Origin of the sequence: Acinetobacter sp. YH12132, assembly GCF_013418645.1 — a bacterium.
GTDB lineage: Bacteria > Pseudomonadota > Gammaproteobacteria > Pseudomonadales > Moraxellaceae > Acinetobacter > Acinetobacter indicus.
Window position 1 is genome coordinate 27,683 of record NZ_VPBR01000017.1, and the last position, 17,709, is coordinate 45,391.

The window sequence follows — 17,709 nt, forward strand, 5'->3', positions numbered from 1 at the left end:
CACCTATATTGATGTACTATTATATAATCCTTATTAATAGGTATATTAATATAATTATAATTTTTTATGGGTGCGAAAATGTCAGACAGTATCATTGAAGTTAAACCTGATAAGTTAGAGCGTAAAGTGACAGTGTATAAATCAAGTTATAAATTAGATTTAGTTTATGAAGATGTGCAGACGATCCGGAAAAACAATTTCTTTATCAATGATCTTGAAGCACTGAAAGTTCAAAATTTAACACCGGATGATTTTAGGATTATCACGACTGCTTTCATTATGGCTGATTATTTCAATAAGCAAGGTTATGATTATGATGCCAATACAGAGTTCAGTATTGGAATAAAAGAGTTCAATGCTTTATGGAGAATTTCACGAAGCACAAGCTCAGGTTATGCCTATCGAAGTTTATTTGATGCTTGTGAAAGGTTACGTTCTAACTCATATCAGTATCTTGATCTTGAAACAGGTGAGCCGGTTAAATCCGGATTATTTGCTTATATAAAATCTGAGGATGCAGTAGTAACTTTTGGCTTTCCAAAACCATTAATCGCTTATTTGAAGCGGATGGACAAGTACACTTGGTTGTGGTTTGAAAGTCTAGTTGCACTAGCAGGAAAACCAATAGCAGGACAGTTATTCGAGTTTATTTGCAGTAAACGCTACATAGGTAAAAAAAATATAAGTGGTGATACTGTTATTAATGTAAGTATTGAAAAATTCAGGGAAATTTTTTCTGACTTCACTTCAACCAAAGCTGATTTAATCAGACGAAAAATTACACCGGCTATTGAATCTATTAACAGCAATACAAGTTTAACAGTTCAATCAGTGCCAATATCCGAAGAATCATGCAAGATTACAGGCTACACATTAGTATCATCTTTTGATGGTTTAGATGGAACACTTAAAGCAGTCCATGACCCAACACTAAACATGAAAAGATTATTCAGTGAAAAGCAAGTAGCGAAATTCACACCTAAACTTTTACAGCTTGAAAGTTTTGAAAAACATTTTAAACAGCCGAAAGAATCAGTCAGTGAGTTTTATCATCGAATTACAGTTGAATTAACAGATAATTTAAGGCTACTAGAGTTCTATCCTTTTTTAGTTCAGTGCGGATATACAAATAAAAGGATTGAAAAACTAATTATTAAACAGCAGGAAGAAAAGGCAAAAAAATCCAAAGAAAATCCTGAAAATTCTGACGAATTGCCGTTTTAGTATTCATTATAGGTGCGATTATGAATGATTCAGTATTAAGCAAGATTTTGATTGAAAGTGACAGAGATCAGAAACTATATGATTATCTTCTCACTCAAAAAAGCCCATACGAGATTGAAAAGATTTTGCATAAAATGGGAAATACTAAGCCTTACTTATCTAATGTTTTTAAGTATGCCGGTATCTCTATGCCCGATCTTAGCTTGAAAGCTATTGGTTATACCTTTAATGACATAATCATTGAAAATGAAAGGGATCAGCAGACCTTAGATTATATTGTTTCAGTACGTGGTAAAGCCGGAGTTGAAGCGATTATGAAGCGGTTTTTTTCAGGAGGTACAAAACCTTATGTCAGCAACATTGCCAAGTACGGAAAAATCGAAATACCTGATACCTTTAATAATCCGGTTTTAGGTGATGAAAGACGAGCTATACTCGCAGAGCTTGCCAAGAAACTAAAACGATGATTAATTCCAAAAGCCTACTTTAGAAAGTAGGCTTTTTTATTTCAATGCAGGATCGAAATTAAAAAATCCGGACAGGATCAGAACCCCCTACCCGACCAACAAAAAAAATATTCAGCAAGATCAAAAAAAGAAATTAAACCGCCAATGTCAGCAGACATTGGCTTGCTGTGACCTAGCAAGGTAACAGCGTTAAACTAATCTAAGGATTTTTTAAAAACGTCATATAGGCGAAATGAGAGCGTTCTAGCACTATCAGGAAAAAATACTTGGATAGTTCGACAGGCTCACTAACCAGGATTTTTTCTGATAGTGTTCAGTGTTGGCAGTCGGATTGCAAAATCAATAGGTACTTGGATACCCATTCTCTTTTAACTTGGATACTTTAATCAACGTATTCGTTAATTTTTGCAGTGTTCCTCAGTTGGCAATGTGAATACCATGCCACTCACCAACGAGCTAATGCGATTACTTTCAGCCTTACGTTGCTTGGTATTTACCGACAGGGCATATATGATCATTGTGTCCTGATACATTTTTTCAGGCTCAACTTTATAGTCAATTTCCGAAGCACAAACCATTTTCCTACTAACTTCGTGTGACGCTCTACGATAGACCTCACGATCTTCACTAGCTAAAGTCAGCTTTCTTCGTAATTCTTTTGCATACTGCATATATACGCTAACAAATTCAGGGTTATTCCCATATTTGAGCTTTATGTATTCCTCAATATCATCACGCACACCATTACTATTTGCATCAATCCCACCAATAGTTTTTGTTTTATCTTCATTTTTTAGGAATTTTGATGTTCTCACTTCTTTTAGTGAGTTCTGAATACTTGGATTAAGAAGCGAGGAACAGCTCATTAAAAGCATACCTAAGCAACTCAGTGCAATAACCGTTTTTTTCATATTAATCATTTTCCTTTTCTCTTTTAAATTTCATTTTAGATACAAAGAGTGTCTAATTAAAAGAAGAATCTATGTCCACTACAATGCACCATTAAGTGTCCATTTGGACAAGAATATGCAGTCGGATACCACAAATCAAAAAAAAGCCCCGATTGGATCAGAGCTTAAAAGAATAATTACTGCTTTTATTTTTAGATAGACTTCGCTAATCAAAAAATAAAAGCAGTTCAGTTTTGAAGTTTACGGAGCATTCTAGCAGATGCTTTTTTAAGTTCTCTTGTTGCCCCATTGGTAACTAACCATTCAAGACGCTTGATAAATTTATTGCGATCTAAACGATGATAGTGAGTATTAATAACCTTGTAAGCAGTATGCTTATCATTCAAGAAACTATCGTAAATTTTCACTTGATGGTTGATCAAGGTATGAATAGATATTTTGTTATCTACTTTAAATTTTTTATTAAAATAAAAAATTTTATGGCTTTCAGAAATTTTAATAGTACACCTCAATATTTGTTATCGAGAGATCAGTTAAACGCCCCTTTTCTTTTATGATGGAGGAATAACAGAAATGGGAAAAGTATTAAAGCCCCGACCATTGTTTGCACTACGCCAACAACAAACTAATGAATATCACGACAGCACCCTATAGACTAAAAAAATTTATCGAACAATAAAAAAACGATCAACAGGAAATTTGAAATTATTAAAATCGGAACAAGTTTAGCAACACTAGCGACCTTAGCAACATTATTTTTAATCTCAATATTTAAAGAATTATTTTCTTCGAGATTATGTACCAATTGCTTATTCAGCTTGCTTAAAGACACCCCAACATTTTTTGTGTTTTGGCTGATGTTTGTAAGTGGATCAGAAAGACGTTCTAAATTTTTATCAAACTCAGTTAAAACCAAATCAAGTTTATTATGAGTTGATTCAAGCAGTCTGTTTTCAACAGTTTTGTCTAAATTCTCAAGTTTTTGACAAACTTTTTGTAGATTAAGAAGTTTTAAGTTTAAGGCGATAGTACGCTTTTTAAATGTTTCATCTACTGCATCATAGGCTTCGAGTAAGCTAATAAAAAATGCTTCACGAATATAAGCCGGATTTTTTTTCATTTCCTCAATAGCTTGACGTACCACAGAAATATGAGCTTGTAATTCAGTATCTTCTTTTTTAACGTCAATTTTTGAATCAACATTATTTTTTTCAGAGATCGGATTTTTTTCTTCAACATTCATTTTGGATTACTCAGGAAGATGGAATAAAAAAAGTAGGTATATTTGATTATATACCTACTTAGTTTAATTATTAAAACAATACTTGGTAAGCATCATCCACATTTTGTCTTACAGTAACAGCAAGACGAGATAATTGAATCAATTGAGCAATTTCTTTCATGCTATTGTGCAATTTTTCTTTTTTAGCCGTATCTGTTTCAGCTTTATATTGATTACGAACCTCAGTTAATTCAGTTTGGAACAGATCAACACTTTCAGCCATGAAATCCATATCAAGCAATTTAGACTTAAATTTGTTTTTGTAGGTAATGTCATTTACCAGTGTATCTACTTTATTGTAGTAGTCTGTGAAAAATAATGTTGCAGTATTATTTTTCAATTTCATTTTTTGGAAAAGAGAAATGATTTTTTCAAAATCGAAATCAATATCATCTGCATTTTTAACTTGGTTGAAAACAACTTTAATGCGTTTAGCTTCAATGTCAAATTCTTGCATTAAAGTACCAATAGTATTCAGAGTATCAACAATCTGTTTATCCATTGGGATAGTCGGGATTAAGAAATAGTCAAAATCGTGCTGAGAACCACTATAAGAAGTCATTTGAACCAACAGTTCTTCGATATTAGAAGAACCAATATCAACAATTAAAGAATCGTTTAAAAGCATTGCTTCTTGCAAAGCTGAAAACTGTTTAGCTTTCAGTTTTGTAACTTCGGTATCACTGAATAGTGATTTATTAATGGATTCAACAGAAAAAACCTCAGTCTGCATGTGACGTTGAAGTAAATAACGAGAAATAGTCGATTTACCTACATTACCTGAGAAATTTAATACAGCAATTTTCATTTTCGCACCTTATGTTTTGATCTAAAAAAATTATGGTTTACTCATTAATTCATGGATAAACATTTGACCTCTATCACGGAATGATAAATTCCTTTGTGATTTAGGTTTATGGCTTTCATCTTCCAATTCATTATTATCTGAATCATTATCTGAATCTGATTCATTTAAGTGAGAATTGATAAATTCTTTAACTTCATTTTTAACATTATCATCTTGATTATGTTCACCCACGTTATTTTCAATTCCTGATGAATCAACAGGATCAACAGCCTTTACCGGCAAATTATCTGACTTCCTCAAACGATGCAGATAATTTTTAAATGTGCCTACTGTTAAATCCAAATTATGCTCAAGTTTTAGTTTTTCAACTATTTCAGCTTGAGTATAACCTTGATTATACAATGAACTGACAAGTGGGTATTTTGAACGGAAAACAGTAAACTTTTTCATATTCGCACTACCCTTTCATTGATTGCTACTTTAACAAAATCCGATTTTGTTTGTCAAATACTTTTTTCGGTATTTTGCTATCCAAAGTCTATCTAAAGTCTAACCAATTGCTATCCAAAGTCTATCTAAAGTCTAACTTTTCCAAATAAAAGCTATCCAAAAGCTACCTAAAAGCTATCTATATGCTATCTAAAAGCTATCTAAAAGCTAACCAAGAATAAATCGAAAGATTTATTCTTTAAATTTGAACTAATATTCAAGACCTAAAATTTTAAATGCCTAGCAAGGCATTGAAAATTTTAGTTTTTTTTGATGACGCTCTAAAATCCAATCAGAGATTGAATTTTGGCAAAGTACAGGCTTTCAGCCTGACTTTTTACACAAAAAATAGTCATTTTTTGTCACACACCATACGCACCTTAGCAGGATGCCACCAAAAGCCTTACTCCGTAAGGCTTTCAGTCAGATTATGGTGTAAAAATCCAGTTTATTTAACTTGTCAGTAGTTGGCAGTAAATCAATAAAAAAAACATAATAAACATATAGATATAAATACTTTGTCAGTAAATGCCAGTAAATTGATAATTATATAAAAATAGTGCAGAATGACTAAAGTTGTTTTGGAGGTACAAATGGCGACTAATAAGAAGCAAGTCAGAATCCATATTTCGTATGACACAGCCTTAAAGATACAGGTATGGGCGAATACGCAAGGATTAACTTTACCGCAAGCATGTTCGGCTATTTGTGAAAGTTTTACAGATAAAGAAAACGTGGTAATTGATAAACTAGATCAGATTATTGATTTATTAACAGACCAGTAAATTTGGATTAAAAGGGTATTATTATGGCTAAAGCAAAAAAGAAGTATTCAGAGAGTAGAAGAAGCGAAAGAATAGGTATGATGATTTTTGCATCATTATTTTTCGCTTTTGGTGCATGGATTGTGGCTGTTAAGGTATTACATGGTATTCCTGAAATTGAAAAGAAAGGAGCTTATTTGTGGTATGTTTTTCAGCAAACGTATCAATTAAATGACATTAGATTATTATTTCCATTGATTATCCCACCTATTATTGTTTTCACAATTGGTTATTTTATGAAAGCATTTAGACCTGATGTATATACAGGAGAGAAATATAAAAAGCATTTACGTGGTACACAGATCGTTTCACCTGAAACATTAATTAATGCAACTAGAGAAAGTACCAAGAGCGATAAACAGCTTACAGTTGCAGGAATACCAATCCCTAGAAAGGTTGAAGCATTGCATATTCTTATGAATGGTTCGACAGGTACAGGTAAATCAGTATCAATTAAAGAAATGATGTACTGCATTAAAGAACGTCAAGAACTTTATAAAAAGTTGAGTGCTAAAGGGGATAAAAAGCAGTTAGACCGTGTTATTGCAATTGATCCAAACGGTGATCTTTACTCATTATTTGCCGACCCAAAAAAAGATATTCTACTGAATCCTTTTGATGACAGAACAAAAGGATGGAATCTATTTAACGAAATTAAAAATGAAGCTGATTATAATCGCTTTTCATTTTCTATTGTTCCACGTTCTGAGGGGGAGAGCGAGAAGTGGAATAGTTATGCTCGATTATTATTAAAAGAGTGTATGAAATACGTTAAAAACAATAATGAAAAACCGTCAATGAAAGACGTTCAATACATGGCAACAGTATTAGAAGAAGATAAGTTAAAAGAATTATTATCCGGCACTGATGCAGAAGCTATGTTCGTTAAAGGCGCAGATAAAGCACTAGGTTCAGCACGTTTCACATTATCAGACCGTTTACCGGCATTCAATTTAATGCCTGATGGTGACTTTAGTATTTTAGATGCTTTAAGTGATGAATCTGAGATCGGGAATATTTATATTACATGGAAAGAAGATCAGAAAGACGCATTAAAGCCATTGATTACTACTTTTGCTGATATTTTTATTTCAGGTATTTTGTCGTTGCCACCAAGTAAAACTAGAAGTCTTTTTGTTTCATTAGATGAATTATCTTCTATGGATGCTATTAGTAGTTTGCGTGATGGACTAGAAAAAGGACGTAAACACGGCTTAAAAGTTATTGCAGGACTTCAAACCGTTAAGCAATTAACGCAGATTTATGGTGAAACAGAATCTATTATTTTAATGAGTTGTTTCCGTAATTTATTTGTTTTAGGGGGATCAAGTACAGACCATGAAACAGCTAATTATATGTCATCTGCTTTAGGTGAAATGGAAGTATTAAGAGAGCAAGTGACAAGCAGTAGTGGTCAAAGTAGTTCACGTTCAAGACAAACTATTAAAGCAACAGAGCATGTAGTTTTGGCAAGTGAGATTATGAATCTACCGGATTTAAACATTTATATTAACTTTGCCGGTGATTATCCGATAACACGTACCAAATTAATTCCAAAAGATTATCCGGAAATTAATAAGCAGTACGTGCCATTACAAAATTTTGAAAAAGATTTTGCATAATAAGGGAGCGTAAATAAATGATTAGCCATTCAATCATCACTAGATCAAGCGCAGGAAGTCAATCTATTGGACATATAGATAGCTATTATAAGGATGCTAAGGATGATTATTACTCAAAGGAAAATCAACCTAGCCAATGGCAAGGCAAACTTGCAGAGGAACTAGGATTGAGTGGCGAAGTCAAAAAAGAACACTTTATTGATTTAATGGCAGGGAAAGACCCACGTAATTTTAAAAAACAGTTGCGCCAAGATAAATTTAATAAGAAAGATGCTAATACTCGATTAGCAATTGACCTTACATTTTCAGCACCTAAATCAGTCAGTATTGAATCATTAGTTAATTCAAATGTTGATGTAATGAAAGCGCATGAATTAGCAGTTAAAAAAACATTAGAAAAGATTGAAGCAAATGCTGAAACTAGAAAAAAAACTAAAGGCATAACTGTAATTGAAAAGACCGGAAAGTTAGCAATTGGTACGTTTAGACATGAAACTAATCGTAATCAAGACCCACACCTACACACCCATGCAGTAATTATCAATCTAACCCAACGTGAAGATGGTGAGTACAGGGCATTGCAAAATGATTCAATTATCAAGAATACGAAAGAGTACACGAAAATGTATCAAACGTATCTTGCGAAAGAATTAAAAGAAATGGGATTTAAACTCAGAATTACTAAAGATGGTTTTGAGTTGGCACACGTAAATGATGCTCAGATTCAGGCATTTTCAAGTCGATCTAAAGAAGTGAATGAAGCCTTAGAAGCGAAAGGATTGAATCGAGAAAATGCTACAACCGCAGATAAGCAATCTGCAACTTTAGATACACGACAAAAAAAGGTAGAGAAAGATATTGTTCAGATACGCCATACATGGAAGCAAGTAGCAGATCAGGTAGGCGTAGTCAGTTTTAAAAATCAAATTAAACAACAGTCAGTCGGGCAGGGGAGTAAAACCCCAAAGATCGGATTGAACACTTTTGAAAATGCTTTTAATGCAAATCAAGAAATCCAAATTAATTTTGGTGATCAACTTTTAAAATCGGAGAACTTAAATGTCAAAGAAAAAACAACCACAGAGCGAGAGCTTAGTACCGGAATTAGTGGATTCAGCACCACAGGAGCAGGAATCAGTGGATTTAGCACCACAGGAGCAGGAATCAGTGGATTTAGCACCACAGGAGCAGGAATCAGTGACTTCACCGCAGGACTTGCAGACTTCAAAGCCGGAATCAGAGCCAAAGCAGGAAACAACACCGAAAAAGAAGCGAACAACCAACCGGAGATCGGTAGAACCAACGCAGGAAATGTTAGCCAAAGTCGAATCAATGAAAATGATCAAGACAGTGGAAATAGAAACAGTCACACGCTATACGACCAAGTTTGGATTGACCAAGAAAAAAATATTGGAATCCAAAGAAGTTACACAGCTATCGGGCAATTTAATTCAGCCGGAACAGAAGATATTAGTGACAGTATGCGAACTTTGTCCGGCAAGCCTATGGCAACTTGGAGCAAGCCAAGTGATGTGTTATTGCCAATTGACCAAGAAGTACAGCTTCAACAGTCAAGAGCCAATGAGCTTATTGGATTGCGAGGGAGTGGAAATAGCGTACCAAGCGACACAACAGGAAGAATAGAGGAAACATTGGATGATATTTTAGACTTGGATCAAGTTGATCTAAGTCTAAAGGAACAGTGGAAAGAAAAGATTAATAAACTTGAAACAGGCGAGGGGGATGAAGAACTATTTTTTAATAATTCAGAAAATTTAAAAGATTTTGTTGTTAAACACTTAACTGATAAAGATCATGTAATCAGAGAAAAAGACATGAAAGAAATTATCATGTCAAAAGGACTAGGTATCATTGATTATGATGATATTGATAATATTTTGTCAGAAATGGTCGAAGATAAGCAAATTGTGAAAACAGAAGCTAGATATGAAAATAAAGGCGTTTTATATAGCGAATATTCTGTAAGAGATATTCTAGGAATATATGAAGATATAGATGAAAAAGACTTCAATAAAATTTTAAAAGATAATGGATATGAAGTAACTGAGAATATTTATACTACTCAAAGAGCTATTGATGAAGATAAAGAAATAATCCAAAGATTGACCGATTCACAAGGAACTTATATTGCTACTTATAACAAAGAAGAAGCCAAAGAAAAATTAGATAAAACCACTTTAAATGATGAACAAAAAGCATGTGCATTGATGGTATTGTCAAGTGATAATGCCGTTTTAGGTATTCAAGGATATGCCGGTACAGGTAAGTCTTTTATGATCTCAAGGACTAAGGAATTAATCGAAGATAAGGGCAAGGAAATGGTTTTATTTGCACCATATTCAGCCCAAGTTAAAAACCTTGTAAATGATGGACTAGAAGCGAATACAGTAGCTAAATTTCTAGTATCTAAAGAAATTCAAGATAATCTAAATGAAAATTCTGTAATTGTTATTGATGAATCAGGTGTAATCAATAGCAAGCAAATGAAAGATATATTAGAGATACGTGAAAAGATTGGCTGTCAATTAGTATTACTTGGGGATACAGCACAGACCAAAGCAGTAGAAGCCGGAACACCTTTTGAGTTGCTACAAAAAAATGGTATGGAAACAACAAAAATGGCTGATATTCAGCGTCAGAAAAATCAGGTACTCAGAAAAGCCGTTGTTTCAAGTGTTCAAGGTAATTTTGATGATGCTTTAGATAATCTGGAAAATTTATCTGAAATTCAAAATAAAGATGATAGACATAAAGTTTTGGTAGAAAAATATTTGTCGCTCAGTGATGAAGATAAAGAAAAAACGCTAATTGTTTCAGGTACGAATGATGATAGACAGAACATTAATAGTCTAATCAGAGAGCAGATCGGAACTTTAGGTAAAGGTATTGAGTACACCAAGCTATCACAGCGAGATACAAGTAAAGCAGAATCAGATTATGCCACTTCATTCTATGCCGGTGATTATGTGATTTTTGGCAAGTCAGATAAAAGAAGAAAAATTGAAAGTGGAGAAACCTATAAAATCACAGGAAGAAATGTTAAACAAAATAAAGTTGAGCTTGAAAAGTCAGATGGAACAAAATTATTTGTCAGTCCAAGTGGATTACAGGCAGGGATTTTTGAAGAATCAAAAATAGAGCTTTCAGCAGGGGATAAGGTACGTGTGACTAAATCCTATGATGACTTTAAAACAGGCGACCTATTGACAATTGAAAGTGTTTCTAAAGATACAGGTATTGCTATTGCTAAGGATTCTGATAATAAACTTTTAGAAATTGATTTAAGCAAAAAACATCATTTAGATTATGCTTATGCAATGACAGTACATGCTTCACAAGGTTTAACGTATGATAATGTTATTGTTGATTTAAACACTAAGAGCCAAACAACTTCTCAAGAAACATTTTATGTTGGGATCAGTCGTGCAAGACATAATGCTTTTGTTTATACAGATAGTATTGAATCTATGCCGGAAGCTATTTCAAGAAGTGCAACAAAACATAATGCTATTGAATTAATGGATTATGGATACAAATATGAAAATGATAATAGTGGAAAAAATAACAATGATAATGGCATAATATTAGACAATTATAATGGAAATAAAGGAATTGAGGTGCAGTTTAAAGATTACATTAATGAAGATAAAGAAAGATTAAGTGTATTTGAGCAAATCAAATTTAATCATTCAAAAGTCAGTAATGAAAATATTAAAGGTGCAGAGTTAATGGACTTTGCATCAAGTCTAGCTGATGAAGTAACTAAATTAGAGCAAATACTAATTAAAGACTTTAACGAAAATAAAGTTGATGGATTGTTTGCTGAAACTTCAACAGGCATGGTTGCTTTAACCAAGAGTGCTAAAGAGGATGGAAAATGGCAAGTTAGCCATTTTGGGAAAAATAATTTACCGATAGCAGATAATGGTAATCAAAGTATAGATAAAGCAGTAGAGGATTTTATCTATGCAATAGACTATTCAAAACTTCAATTGGAGCAGAACGTGGTTAAGTCAAATAATGAGATCAAAGCAGAAATATTAGATAACTATGTGTCTAATCAGGAGCTTGCAGAAAATGTAATCAATAAACTTGGGGGAGTAGATAAATTTATTGAAATGGCTGAGAAAGGCATTAATGAAAATGTTAATGATCTTGTTCAAGAACACTTGGCAGGGAAAGATCAGGATCAGTCAATTATTTTTGTTCAAGAAAATTGGAAAAATATTTCTGATTTAGTTAAATCAAATGGGGGAGATATTTCTAAATTAGATATTTCTAATCCGGAAATTGCTAAAGACCTAGAAAACATGGTTATCGCAGAAGTGGTGCAGGAATATTCAGCACATTTATCAATGAAGCAGGATATGAGTATGAATGATCAGGAATCAGGTATTGATCTTAGAGCCGTTGATATATATGACTATGAAGCACATGATTCTAAAGGCATGGTCGAAATGTCAAGTCAAGTCGTTGGTTATATTGAGGATGATTTAGGAATCCAAGTATCTGAATATAAGTTGAATAATGCCGATGATATTGAAAATAGCTATATCACTATTAAAGCATATAGTGAATATGGTGACGAATTTCAAGCAACTGTTAATCAGGCAGGTGAATGGACTGTTAGTGGTAATAACCCAATACTTAATTACCAAGAAACAAAACTTGGCATTAATCCGGATGGAGTATTGGAGTTCGCAGAGCATGGTTTAAGTAAGTATGGAGAGGTTGAAGTTAATTCAATTTCAGACCTTAAACAATATGCTGAGAAATACGGATCAGAAACCCAAGCAGAAAATATTAATGCTATTGTAGAAAAGATCGAAAGTTTAGATGCTAATGATATGGTATCTAAAATTAATATGACATTCAGTGCAGAAGAAGCACATTTTACTATTGATATAAACAAAGGATATTCACCTTTACCTTTTGAAAGCGAAACTAGAACCGATAGTGATAAGAGTGCTTCAATTTCAATTGATGGTAATCAGGTATCAATTATTTCAGATTCAGTAAAAGCAGAGCGTGATCAGGCGATTATGAGTGATAATCCAAATAAATACCTAGAATTGTTCGGTACTGAAAAAAATCAAGGCATTGAATATGTGCTAGATAAAATGGAAATTGCTATCAATAATGAAAAAGGTAAAGATAAAGGAATGGAATTGGAGTAATTAATATGCCGGCATCATCTAAAGCAACAATGAATATGGTTGAAAATACTATTTCAAGTCAGAAAAATTGTTCCTCAGTTACATCGGATGGAGGAAATCAAGGCTACTATCTAAAAGGCGATAAAGAAACATTGTTTATTGACTTCTCAAATGAAAGCATTGATATTTCCAACAAAGGTAATCACTTAAAGTCTTATGACGTGTCTAAATCAAAAGATATGAAAGAAGCAATGAATGATGCTTATGATATAATAAAAGATATTAAGGCTACACTTAAAGATATTGATTCTAAGTCACTAGGGATTGAAGCCAAGCAGGAAGTTAAACAGGAAAGCAGAGGGATGGAGCTAGATTAATAATCAGGTATATAATAAAAAAGACTGCAATTGCAGTCTTTTTTTATTGTTACACTTAAATGTTAAAAATAATTGGATGGATAATAAATAAACTAATATAATTAACTAATCCATAAACTTGAGAGTGATTTTATGAGCAATAAAGATATTTTAAATAGCTTAGAATTAGATAATCCGGAATATAGAAATGAACAAAATATTCCTATGGTTGAACCATTTATTCCCGAAGAATTGACACCGGATTTTATTAAAGCCGGAGTTAAGGACTTTCAGTTTACAGGTACAATAGAATCTATTGTTAATATTCAAGATATAGATCAGATCGAAACTGAATATGCAATTTTATATCAGGACGATAAAGGCGATTATAAAATTTACGCAAGTAATGATCTATCAGAAACGCTAACAGGTTTAGTGAATAATAGTTCTGATGAAAATCTACTTAAAGGGGAAACTTTTTCAATTGAAGTTAAAGACGACCAATTAATAAGTTTTGTGCATGATGGTCAGGAATTGGTAATTGATTCTAAATTAGAAGAACAGCAAAACATATTTTTGAGCAACTATTCATCTAATGAAAAACTGAATAAAGCTGTAATCGAACAAATGGGCGGTTTTAAGGCATTCGCTGAAAATGCACCGGAAATCGCTAATAATGGAATTGATGGAGGTTTTACCGGTTTTACCTACCATGAAGATACGCTTAAATTTGCTCAAGATAATCGTGAGTTAATCTTAGATGCTATGAAAGAAACGGTTGATAATAGTGGATGGTATGAATCAGTGCCGGAAATGATGGGGAAATGGACAGACCTAAAGGGATTCAGCGAAAATGAAATTGCAGAAGCCCTTTATTCCAATGATGAAAACCATGAAGCACATACAAGTGTATATAACGCTATGGCATGGTATGCAGGAACAACAGCAAGCCATGAATTTGTAAGTGCAATAGATGAAATACAAACGGAATTAATGCCATTGCGTCCAAGTGATGAAAACCTAGATTTAGCAGATAAAATTGAAGATTTTGCTAATAAGAATGATTATTCAGCTAAAGTGACAGTTGATGAAGAAAACATTACTATTGAGATCAGCAATAAGAGCGATTCAGTTTTAGTATTTTTGAATCAAGATTCTGAAAATATGGTTTATTCAGATGATAAGTTCGGGGAAAGAGAAATAGATAGTAATTCTACTAATCCTGAAAAAGATATATTTAATGCCGTTAATGATGGTTTAGGATTCAATAAAGATAATCTATATTCTGCTAATTTTGAATTAAATGGAGAAGAACAGCGAGTAGTAGAGAAAAGTTTAAGCATAGCTTTAGACACTTTCCAACATTATGAAAAAAATAATGATCTTAAAGGTGAATTAAATGTATTCAGTGATGGTATGGATGACCGCACAATTTCATTCAGCCGGCAAGATGGAGAGCAAAGTTTAACTTTCAATAAAGATGATTTTTCAAAACAGGAAGTTGATTTTTTACAGAGCTATGCTGAATCAAGAAGCATTAAAATCAATGATGGTTTAGAAATGGGAAAGGAAGTTAAACAGGAAAGCAAAGGAATGGAGCTAGACTAATAATCAGGTACATAATAAAAAAAAGACTGCAATTGCAGTCTTTTTTTAGAAAAACATAATAGTTGTTGATAATGTCAATCAATTGATAAATAATGAATAATAAATAAATTTACGTCCATACATAATTCAGGAATTAATATGGCTACTCAAAATATAGTTAGTGTTTCAGGCGGTAAGGATTCAACAGCAACACTTCTATTAGCTATTGCTTTAGAAGTTGAAAATTTAACACCGGTTTTTGCAGATACAGGGCATGAACATCAAGAAACTTATGACTACTTATTCTATTTAGAGCAAAAATTAAATTTAAATATAAAGAGAGTTAAAGCGGATTTTAGCCGTGAAATTGCGAGAAAGCGTGAATATGTAATGGTCACTTGGAGAAAACAAGGTGTACCGGAATCAATTATTGAAAATGCTTTATCAGTGTTAGTGCCAACAGGTGTACCGTTCCTTGATTTATGTTTATGGAAAGGATTATTCCCATCAAGAAAAAAACAATTTTGTACTAAAGAATTAAAAATTGTTCCCCAACAACAGCTTTACTATCCATTACTAGATCAGGGCGACATGGTTATTTCATGGCAAGGAGTAAGACGAGAAGAATCATTGGCTAGACGCTATTTGAACGAGTGCGATCAAGTCTGTGATGGACTATTTAATTATAGACCTATTCTTAAATGGAGCGTTAAATCCGTTTTTGATGCTCATTTCGATATGGGTGTGAAACCAAACCCATTATATATGCAAGGTATGAATCGAGTTGGTTGTATGCCTTGTATTAATACGACAAAAGACGAGTTAGCAGAAATCAGCAGACGTTATCCGGAGGAAATAGAGAGAGTTCGGGAGTGGGAAAGCCTTGTTAGCCTAGCTTCAAAAAAACAGTCAGCAACACTACTAACTTCTGATTATCGTGGACATGGAATTATTGAATTGGCAGAGTGGTCAAAAACATCGTTTGGCGGTCAGCAGTATGATTTAATTGGCGCAATTGCAGATACAAGTTCATGTGTTTCTGCATACGGTTTATGTGAATAGATTATCAGAAATATGAACAGGGATACTTCGCTTCGCTCAGTCACCCGGTTCATATTCACCGATCCCAAGCCAAAAAAAAGGACTGCAATTGCAGTCTTTTTTTTAAAAGATACATTCACAAGGTTTTTCATCATCATTACTATGAATTAAATGAATCCCATGTTTTTTAGCTTTAGACCAAAAGGACTTGCCGTTCTGATGCTCAGTAGCTTCAAATCCAATCGCATGTAGCTGTGCAAAGATCGGCTCAAGTTCATATAAGAAATATTCTTTATCAATAGAATATCCAATTCTTTTTTCAGCCCATTTAGCCTTGTCGAATATTTCTTTATCCATTACATAAGTCACATACCAAGATACACGCCCACCTTTAATGCAACCAACGCAATTTGCATGTTTTCTATGGGAGTATTGACTTGGCTTTTGAATACCAACGTCAGACGTTTTAAAAAAAGTTCGATTATAATCTTTTTTAAATTGCCATAATGCTAGTGGATAATCAGATTGATAACCTTTTTCAGCTAATATTGATGAACGCCTTTGAATACGTGCTACTTCATTTTCATCAAATCCATAATAGATAATGCAATTTCGATCAGGAACAAAATTTTCTAACCAATTATGAAATGGAGTTGTTTTCAAAAAAGTGGTACATAGGGGAGGATTTTTACCAAATTTGAATCCATTGAGCTTTACTGATAATTCAAATTGATCAGGAATATTAGATACTTTTTGATCCTCATAATTTGCATAGGTAATTTCTTTGCCAATGCTTTTAGCTACATTTTCTTTGTATTTTTTAATTTCTTCGGATTCAACCAAAGTGCTTATGTCATGGTTTAGGAGTATTAAATTTTCTGTTCCATATTGCTTCGCAACTTCAAGACCAACAATGCTAGAGCTTTCACCCCCTGAAAAGCATACAATGTGCTTTGTTTTGTTGTTAATATCCAACATAATAATTCCTATTGCTTAATATATAATCTGTAATATAATCGTATAACAGTCAAAACACAACCATAAAGGTGTAACAATGGAAAGATTAGTAAGTATAATTGATAATATTTCTGATAATTCAGATATTGTCTTTTTGAAATCTCTAATAGATGAAAAACTATCTGAAATCAAAGATAAAGAAATGGATAAGTTGATCAGTGAGGGTAAGGCGATTATGGAAAAGCATAATTTACCAAGTGATTATTTTATAAGTTATTTTAGTGATAAAAAGAAATCCATTAAGTGTAATCAATTGGATTTATTGGCTCATGTTCAACAGGCAAATGAAAGAGCTAAAGTAGTCAGAGATAAAAAAATAAGTAGAGAAAACCAATAAAAGACTGCAATTGCAGTCTTTTTTTTGTTACATAAAATAGATTAAATTATATGGAAATATAATCACGTTTTTAATATAATTAAGTCCATAACATAATAGTTTAGATAATTTTATTTTAATTGTTTTGCTAAACATAAGTTATGATTTTTCTAAAGTTAATCCAATAAGTTGAGATCAGAAATATGAAAGATTTAGACGCAATGCAAGATTCATTTTTAAATGAGTATTCATCTAACAAAAAGTTAAATGAAGCTGTTATCGAGCAAATGGGCGGTATTGAAGCATTCACTGAAAATGCACCGGACGTTTCAAATTATGGTATTGATGGAGGTGCATCGGGATTTATTTATTATGAAGATACGATCAAATTTTCACAGGATAATCGAGAAGTAATCCTTGATGCCTTGAAAGAAGATGCTCAAGAGTTCGGGCATGAATCAGTGCCGGAAATGATGGCTCATTGGAAATCCCTAGATGGATTTAGTCAAGATGAAATCGCAGAAGCCCTTTATTCCAATGATGAAAACCATGAAGCACATACAAGCGTTTATAACGCTATGGCATGGT

15 protein-coding genes are annotated in these 17,709 nt (G+C 32.9%); 10 read left to right on the forward strand and 5 right to left on the reverse strand.

Features of this window, described 5'->3' with window-relative positions; all coding sequences use genetic code 11:
* Positions 1-78: 78 nt before the first annotated feature.
* Together FTU67_RS12625 and FTU67_RS12630 are read left to right on the forward strand one after the other, a co-directional pair.
* Positions 79-1,224: a replication initiation protein gene (locus FTU67_RS12625; protein WP_180061834.1), complete on the forward strand. Its 1,146-nt coding sequence runs from the start codon at positions 79-81 to the stop codon at positions 1,222-1,224.
* Positions 1,225-1,244: 20 nt separating this feature from the next.
* Positions 1,245-1,691 carry a hypothetical protein gene (locus FTU67_RS12630; RefSeq protein WP_180061835.1) on the forward strand — a complete coding sequence of 149 codons (447 nt, stop codon included), beginning with the start codon at positions 1,245-1,247 and terminating at the stop codon, positions 1,689-1,691.
* 398 nt (positions 1,692-2,089) lie between these two features.
* Here FTU67_RS12630 and FTU67_RS12635 read toward each other — a convergent pair whose 3' ends face one another.
* The 4 genes from FTU67_RS12635 to FTU67_RS12650 form a co-directional block, all read right to left on the reverse strand.
* A complete protein-coding gene (locus FTU67_RS12635) occupies positions 2,090-2,602 on the reverse strand; it encodes a hypothetical protein (RefSeq protein ID WP_180061836.1) in 513 nt (170 codons plus the stop codon).
* Positions 2,603-3,257: 655 nt separating this feature from the next.
* Positions 3,258-3,845, reverse strand: coding sequence for a hypothetical protein (locus tag FTU67_RS12640; protein WP_180061837.1), 588 nt, complete (start codon positions 3,843-3,845; stop codon positions 3,258-3,260).
* 70 nt (positions 3,846-3,915) lie between these two features.
* Positions 3,916-4,692 carry a hypothetical protein gene (locus tag FTU67_RS12645; protein WP_180061838.1) on the reverse strand — a complete coding sequence of 259 codons (777 nt, stop codon included), beginning with the start codon at positions 4,690-4,692 and terminating at the stop codon, positions 3,916-3,918.
* 30 nt (positions 4,693-4,722) lie between these two features.
* Positions 4,723-5,142 carry a hypothetical protein gene (locus tag FTU67_RS12650; RefSeq protein WP_180061839.1) on the reverse strand — a complete coding sequence of 140 codons (420 nt, stop codon included), beginning with the start codon at positions 5,140-5,142 and terminating at the stop codon, positions 4,723-4,725.
* A gap of 632 nt (positions 5,143-5,774) precedes the next feature.
* On the opposite strand from FTU67_RS12650, the gene FTU67_RS12655 reads away from it, so the two are divergent.
* From FTU67_RS12655 to FTU67_RS12680, 6 genes are all read left to right on the forward strand, one after another.
* Positions 5,775-5,966 (forward strand): hypothetical protein, encoded by a 192-nt coding sequence (locus FTU67_RS12655; protein ID WP_180061840.1) that lies wholly within the window; start codon positions 5,775-5,777, stop codon positions 5,964-5,966.
* 23 nt (positions 5,967-5,989) lie between these two features.
* Positions 5,990-7,627, forward strand: coding sequence for a type IV secretion system DNA-binding domain-containing protein (locus tag FTU67_RS12660; protein WP_180061841.1), 1,638 nt, complete (start codon positions 5,990-5,992; stop codon positions 7,625-7,627).
* A 17-nt stretch (positions 7,628-7,644) separates the two neighbouring features.
* The gene (mobF, locus tag FTU67_RS12665; protein ID WP_180061842.1) at positions 7,645-12,825 is read left to right on the forward strand and encodes a MobF family relaxase; all 5,181 of its coding nucleotides are present in this window, start codon (positions 7,645-7,647) and stop codon (positions 12,823-12,825) included.
* Positions 12,826-12,830: 5 nt separating this feature from the next.
* Entirely contained in the window at positions 12,831-13,181 is a 351-nt protein-coding gene (locus tag FTU67_RS12670; protein ID WP_180061843.1) for a hypothetical protein, read from the forward strand.
* A 132-nt stretch (positions 13,182-13,313) separates the two neighbouring features.
* Complete coding sequence (locus tag FTU67_RS12675) at positions 13,314-14,768, forward strand: hypothetical protein (RefSeq protein ID WP_180061844.1); 1,455 nt, start codon at positions 13,314-13,316, stop codon at positions 14,766-14,768.
* 138 nt (positions 14,769-14,906) lie between these two features.
* On the forward strand, positions 14,907-15,809 hold the full coding sequence (locus tag FTU67_RS12680; protein WP_180061845.1) for a phosphoadenosine phosphosulfate reductase family protein: 903 nt from the start codon (positions 14,907-14,909) through the stop codon (positions 15,807-15,809).
* A gap of 102 nt (positions 15,810-15,911) precedes the next feature.
* Here FTU67_RS12680 and FTU67_RS12685 read toward each other — a convergent pair whose 3' ends face one another.
* Entirely contained in the window at positions 15,912-16,766 is an 855-nt protein-coding gene (locus FTU67_RS12685; RefSeq protein WP_180061846.1) for a hypothetical protein, read from the reverse strand.
* Positions 16,767-16,842: 76 nt separating this feature from the next.
* On the opposite strand from FTU67_RS12685, the gene FTU67_RS12690 reads away from it, so the two are divergent.
* Positions 16,843-17,142, forward strand: a complete 300-nt coding sequence (locus FTU67_RS12690) for a hypothetical protein (RefSeq protein ID WP_180061847.1) — start codon at positions 16,843-16,845, stop codon at positions 17,140-17,142.
* A 182-nt stretch (positions 17,143-17,324) separates the two neighbouring features.
* The coding region (locus FTU67_RS12695) for a hypothetical protein (RefSeq protein ID WP_180061848.1) at positions 17,325-17,709 on the forward strand (385 nt) is incomplete at its 3' end.

What these genes read in the sequence shown, in the direction of transcription:
- FTU67_RS12625 (WP_180061834.1), top strand. Translation starts at nt 79, where the DNA reads ATGTCAGACAGTATCATTGAAGTTAAACCTGATAAGTTAGAGCGTAAA.
- FTU67_RS12630 (WP_180061835.1), top strand. Translation starts at nt 1,245, where the DNA reads ATGAATGATTCAGTATTAAGCAAGATTTTGATTGAAAGTGACAGAGAT.
- FTU67_RS12635 (WP_180061836.1), bottom strand. Translation starts at nt 2,602, where the DNA reads ATGAAAAAAACGGTTATTGCACTGAGTTGCTTAGGTATGCTTTTAATG.
- FTU67_RS12640 (WP_180061837.1), bottom strand. Translation starts at nt 3,845, where the DNA reads ATGAATGTTGAAGAAAAAAATCCGATCTCTGAAAAAAATAATGTTGAT.
- FTU67_RS12645 (WP_180061838.1), bottom strand. Translation starts at nt 4,692, where the DNA reads ATGAAAATTGCTGTATTAAATTTCTCAGGTAATGTAGGTAAATCGACT.
- FTU67_RS12650 (WP_180061839.1), bottom strand. Translation starts at nt 5,142, where the DNA reads ATGAAAAAGTTTACTGTTTTCCGTTCAAAATACCCACTTGTCAGTTCA.
- FTU67_RS12655 (WP_180061840.1), top strand. Translation starts at nt 5,775, where the DNA reads ATGGCGACTAATAAGAAGCAAGTCAGAATCCATATTTCGTATGACACA.
- FTU67_RS12660 (WP_180061841.1), top strand. Translation starts at nt 5,990, where the DNA reads ATGGCTAAAGCAAAAAAGAAGTATTCAGAGAGTAGAAGAAGCGAAAGA.
- mobF (WP_180061842.1), top strand. Translation starts at nt 7,645, where the DNA reads ATGATTAGCCATTCAATCATCACTAGATCAAGCGCAGGAAGTCAATCT.
- FTU67_RS12670 (WP_180061843.1), top strand. Translation starts at nt 12,831, where the DNA reads ATGCCGGCATCATCTAAAGCAACAATGAATATGGTTGAAAATACTATT.
- FTU67_RS12675 (WP_180061844.1), top strand. Translation starts at nt 13,314, where the DNA reads ATGAGCAATAAAGATATTTTAAATAGCTTAGAATTAGATAATCCGGAA.
- FTU67_RS12680 (WP_180061845.1), top strand. Translation starts at nt 14,907, where the DNA reads ATGGCTACTCAAAATATAGTTAGTGTTTCAGGCGGTAAGGATTCAACA.
- FTU67_RS12685 (WP_180061846.1), bottom strand. Translation starts at nt 16,766, where the DNA reads ATGTTGGATATTAACAACAAAACAAAGCACATTGTATGCTTTTCAGGG.
- FTU67_RS12690 (WP_180061847.1), top strand. Translation starts at nt 16,843, where the DNA reads ATGGAAAGATTAGTAAGTATAATTGATAATATTTCTGATAATTCAGAT.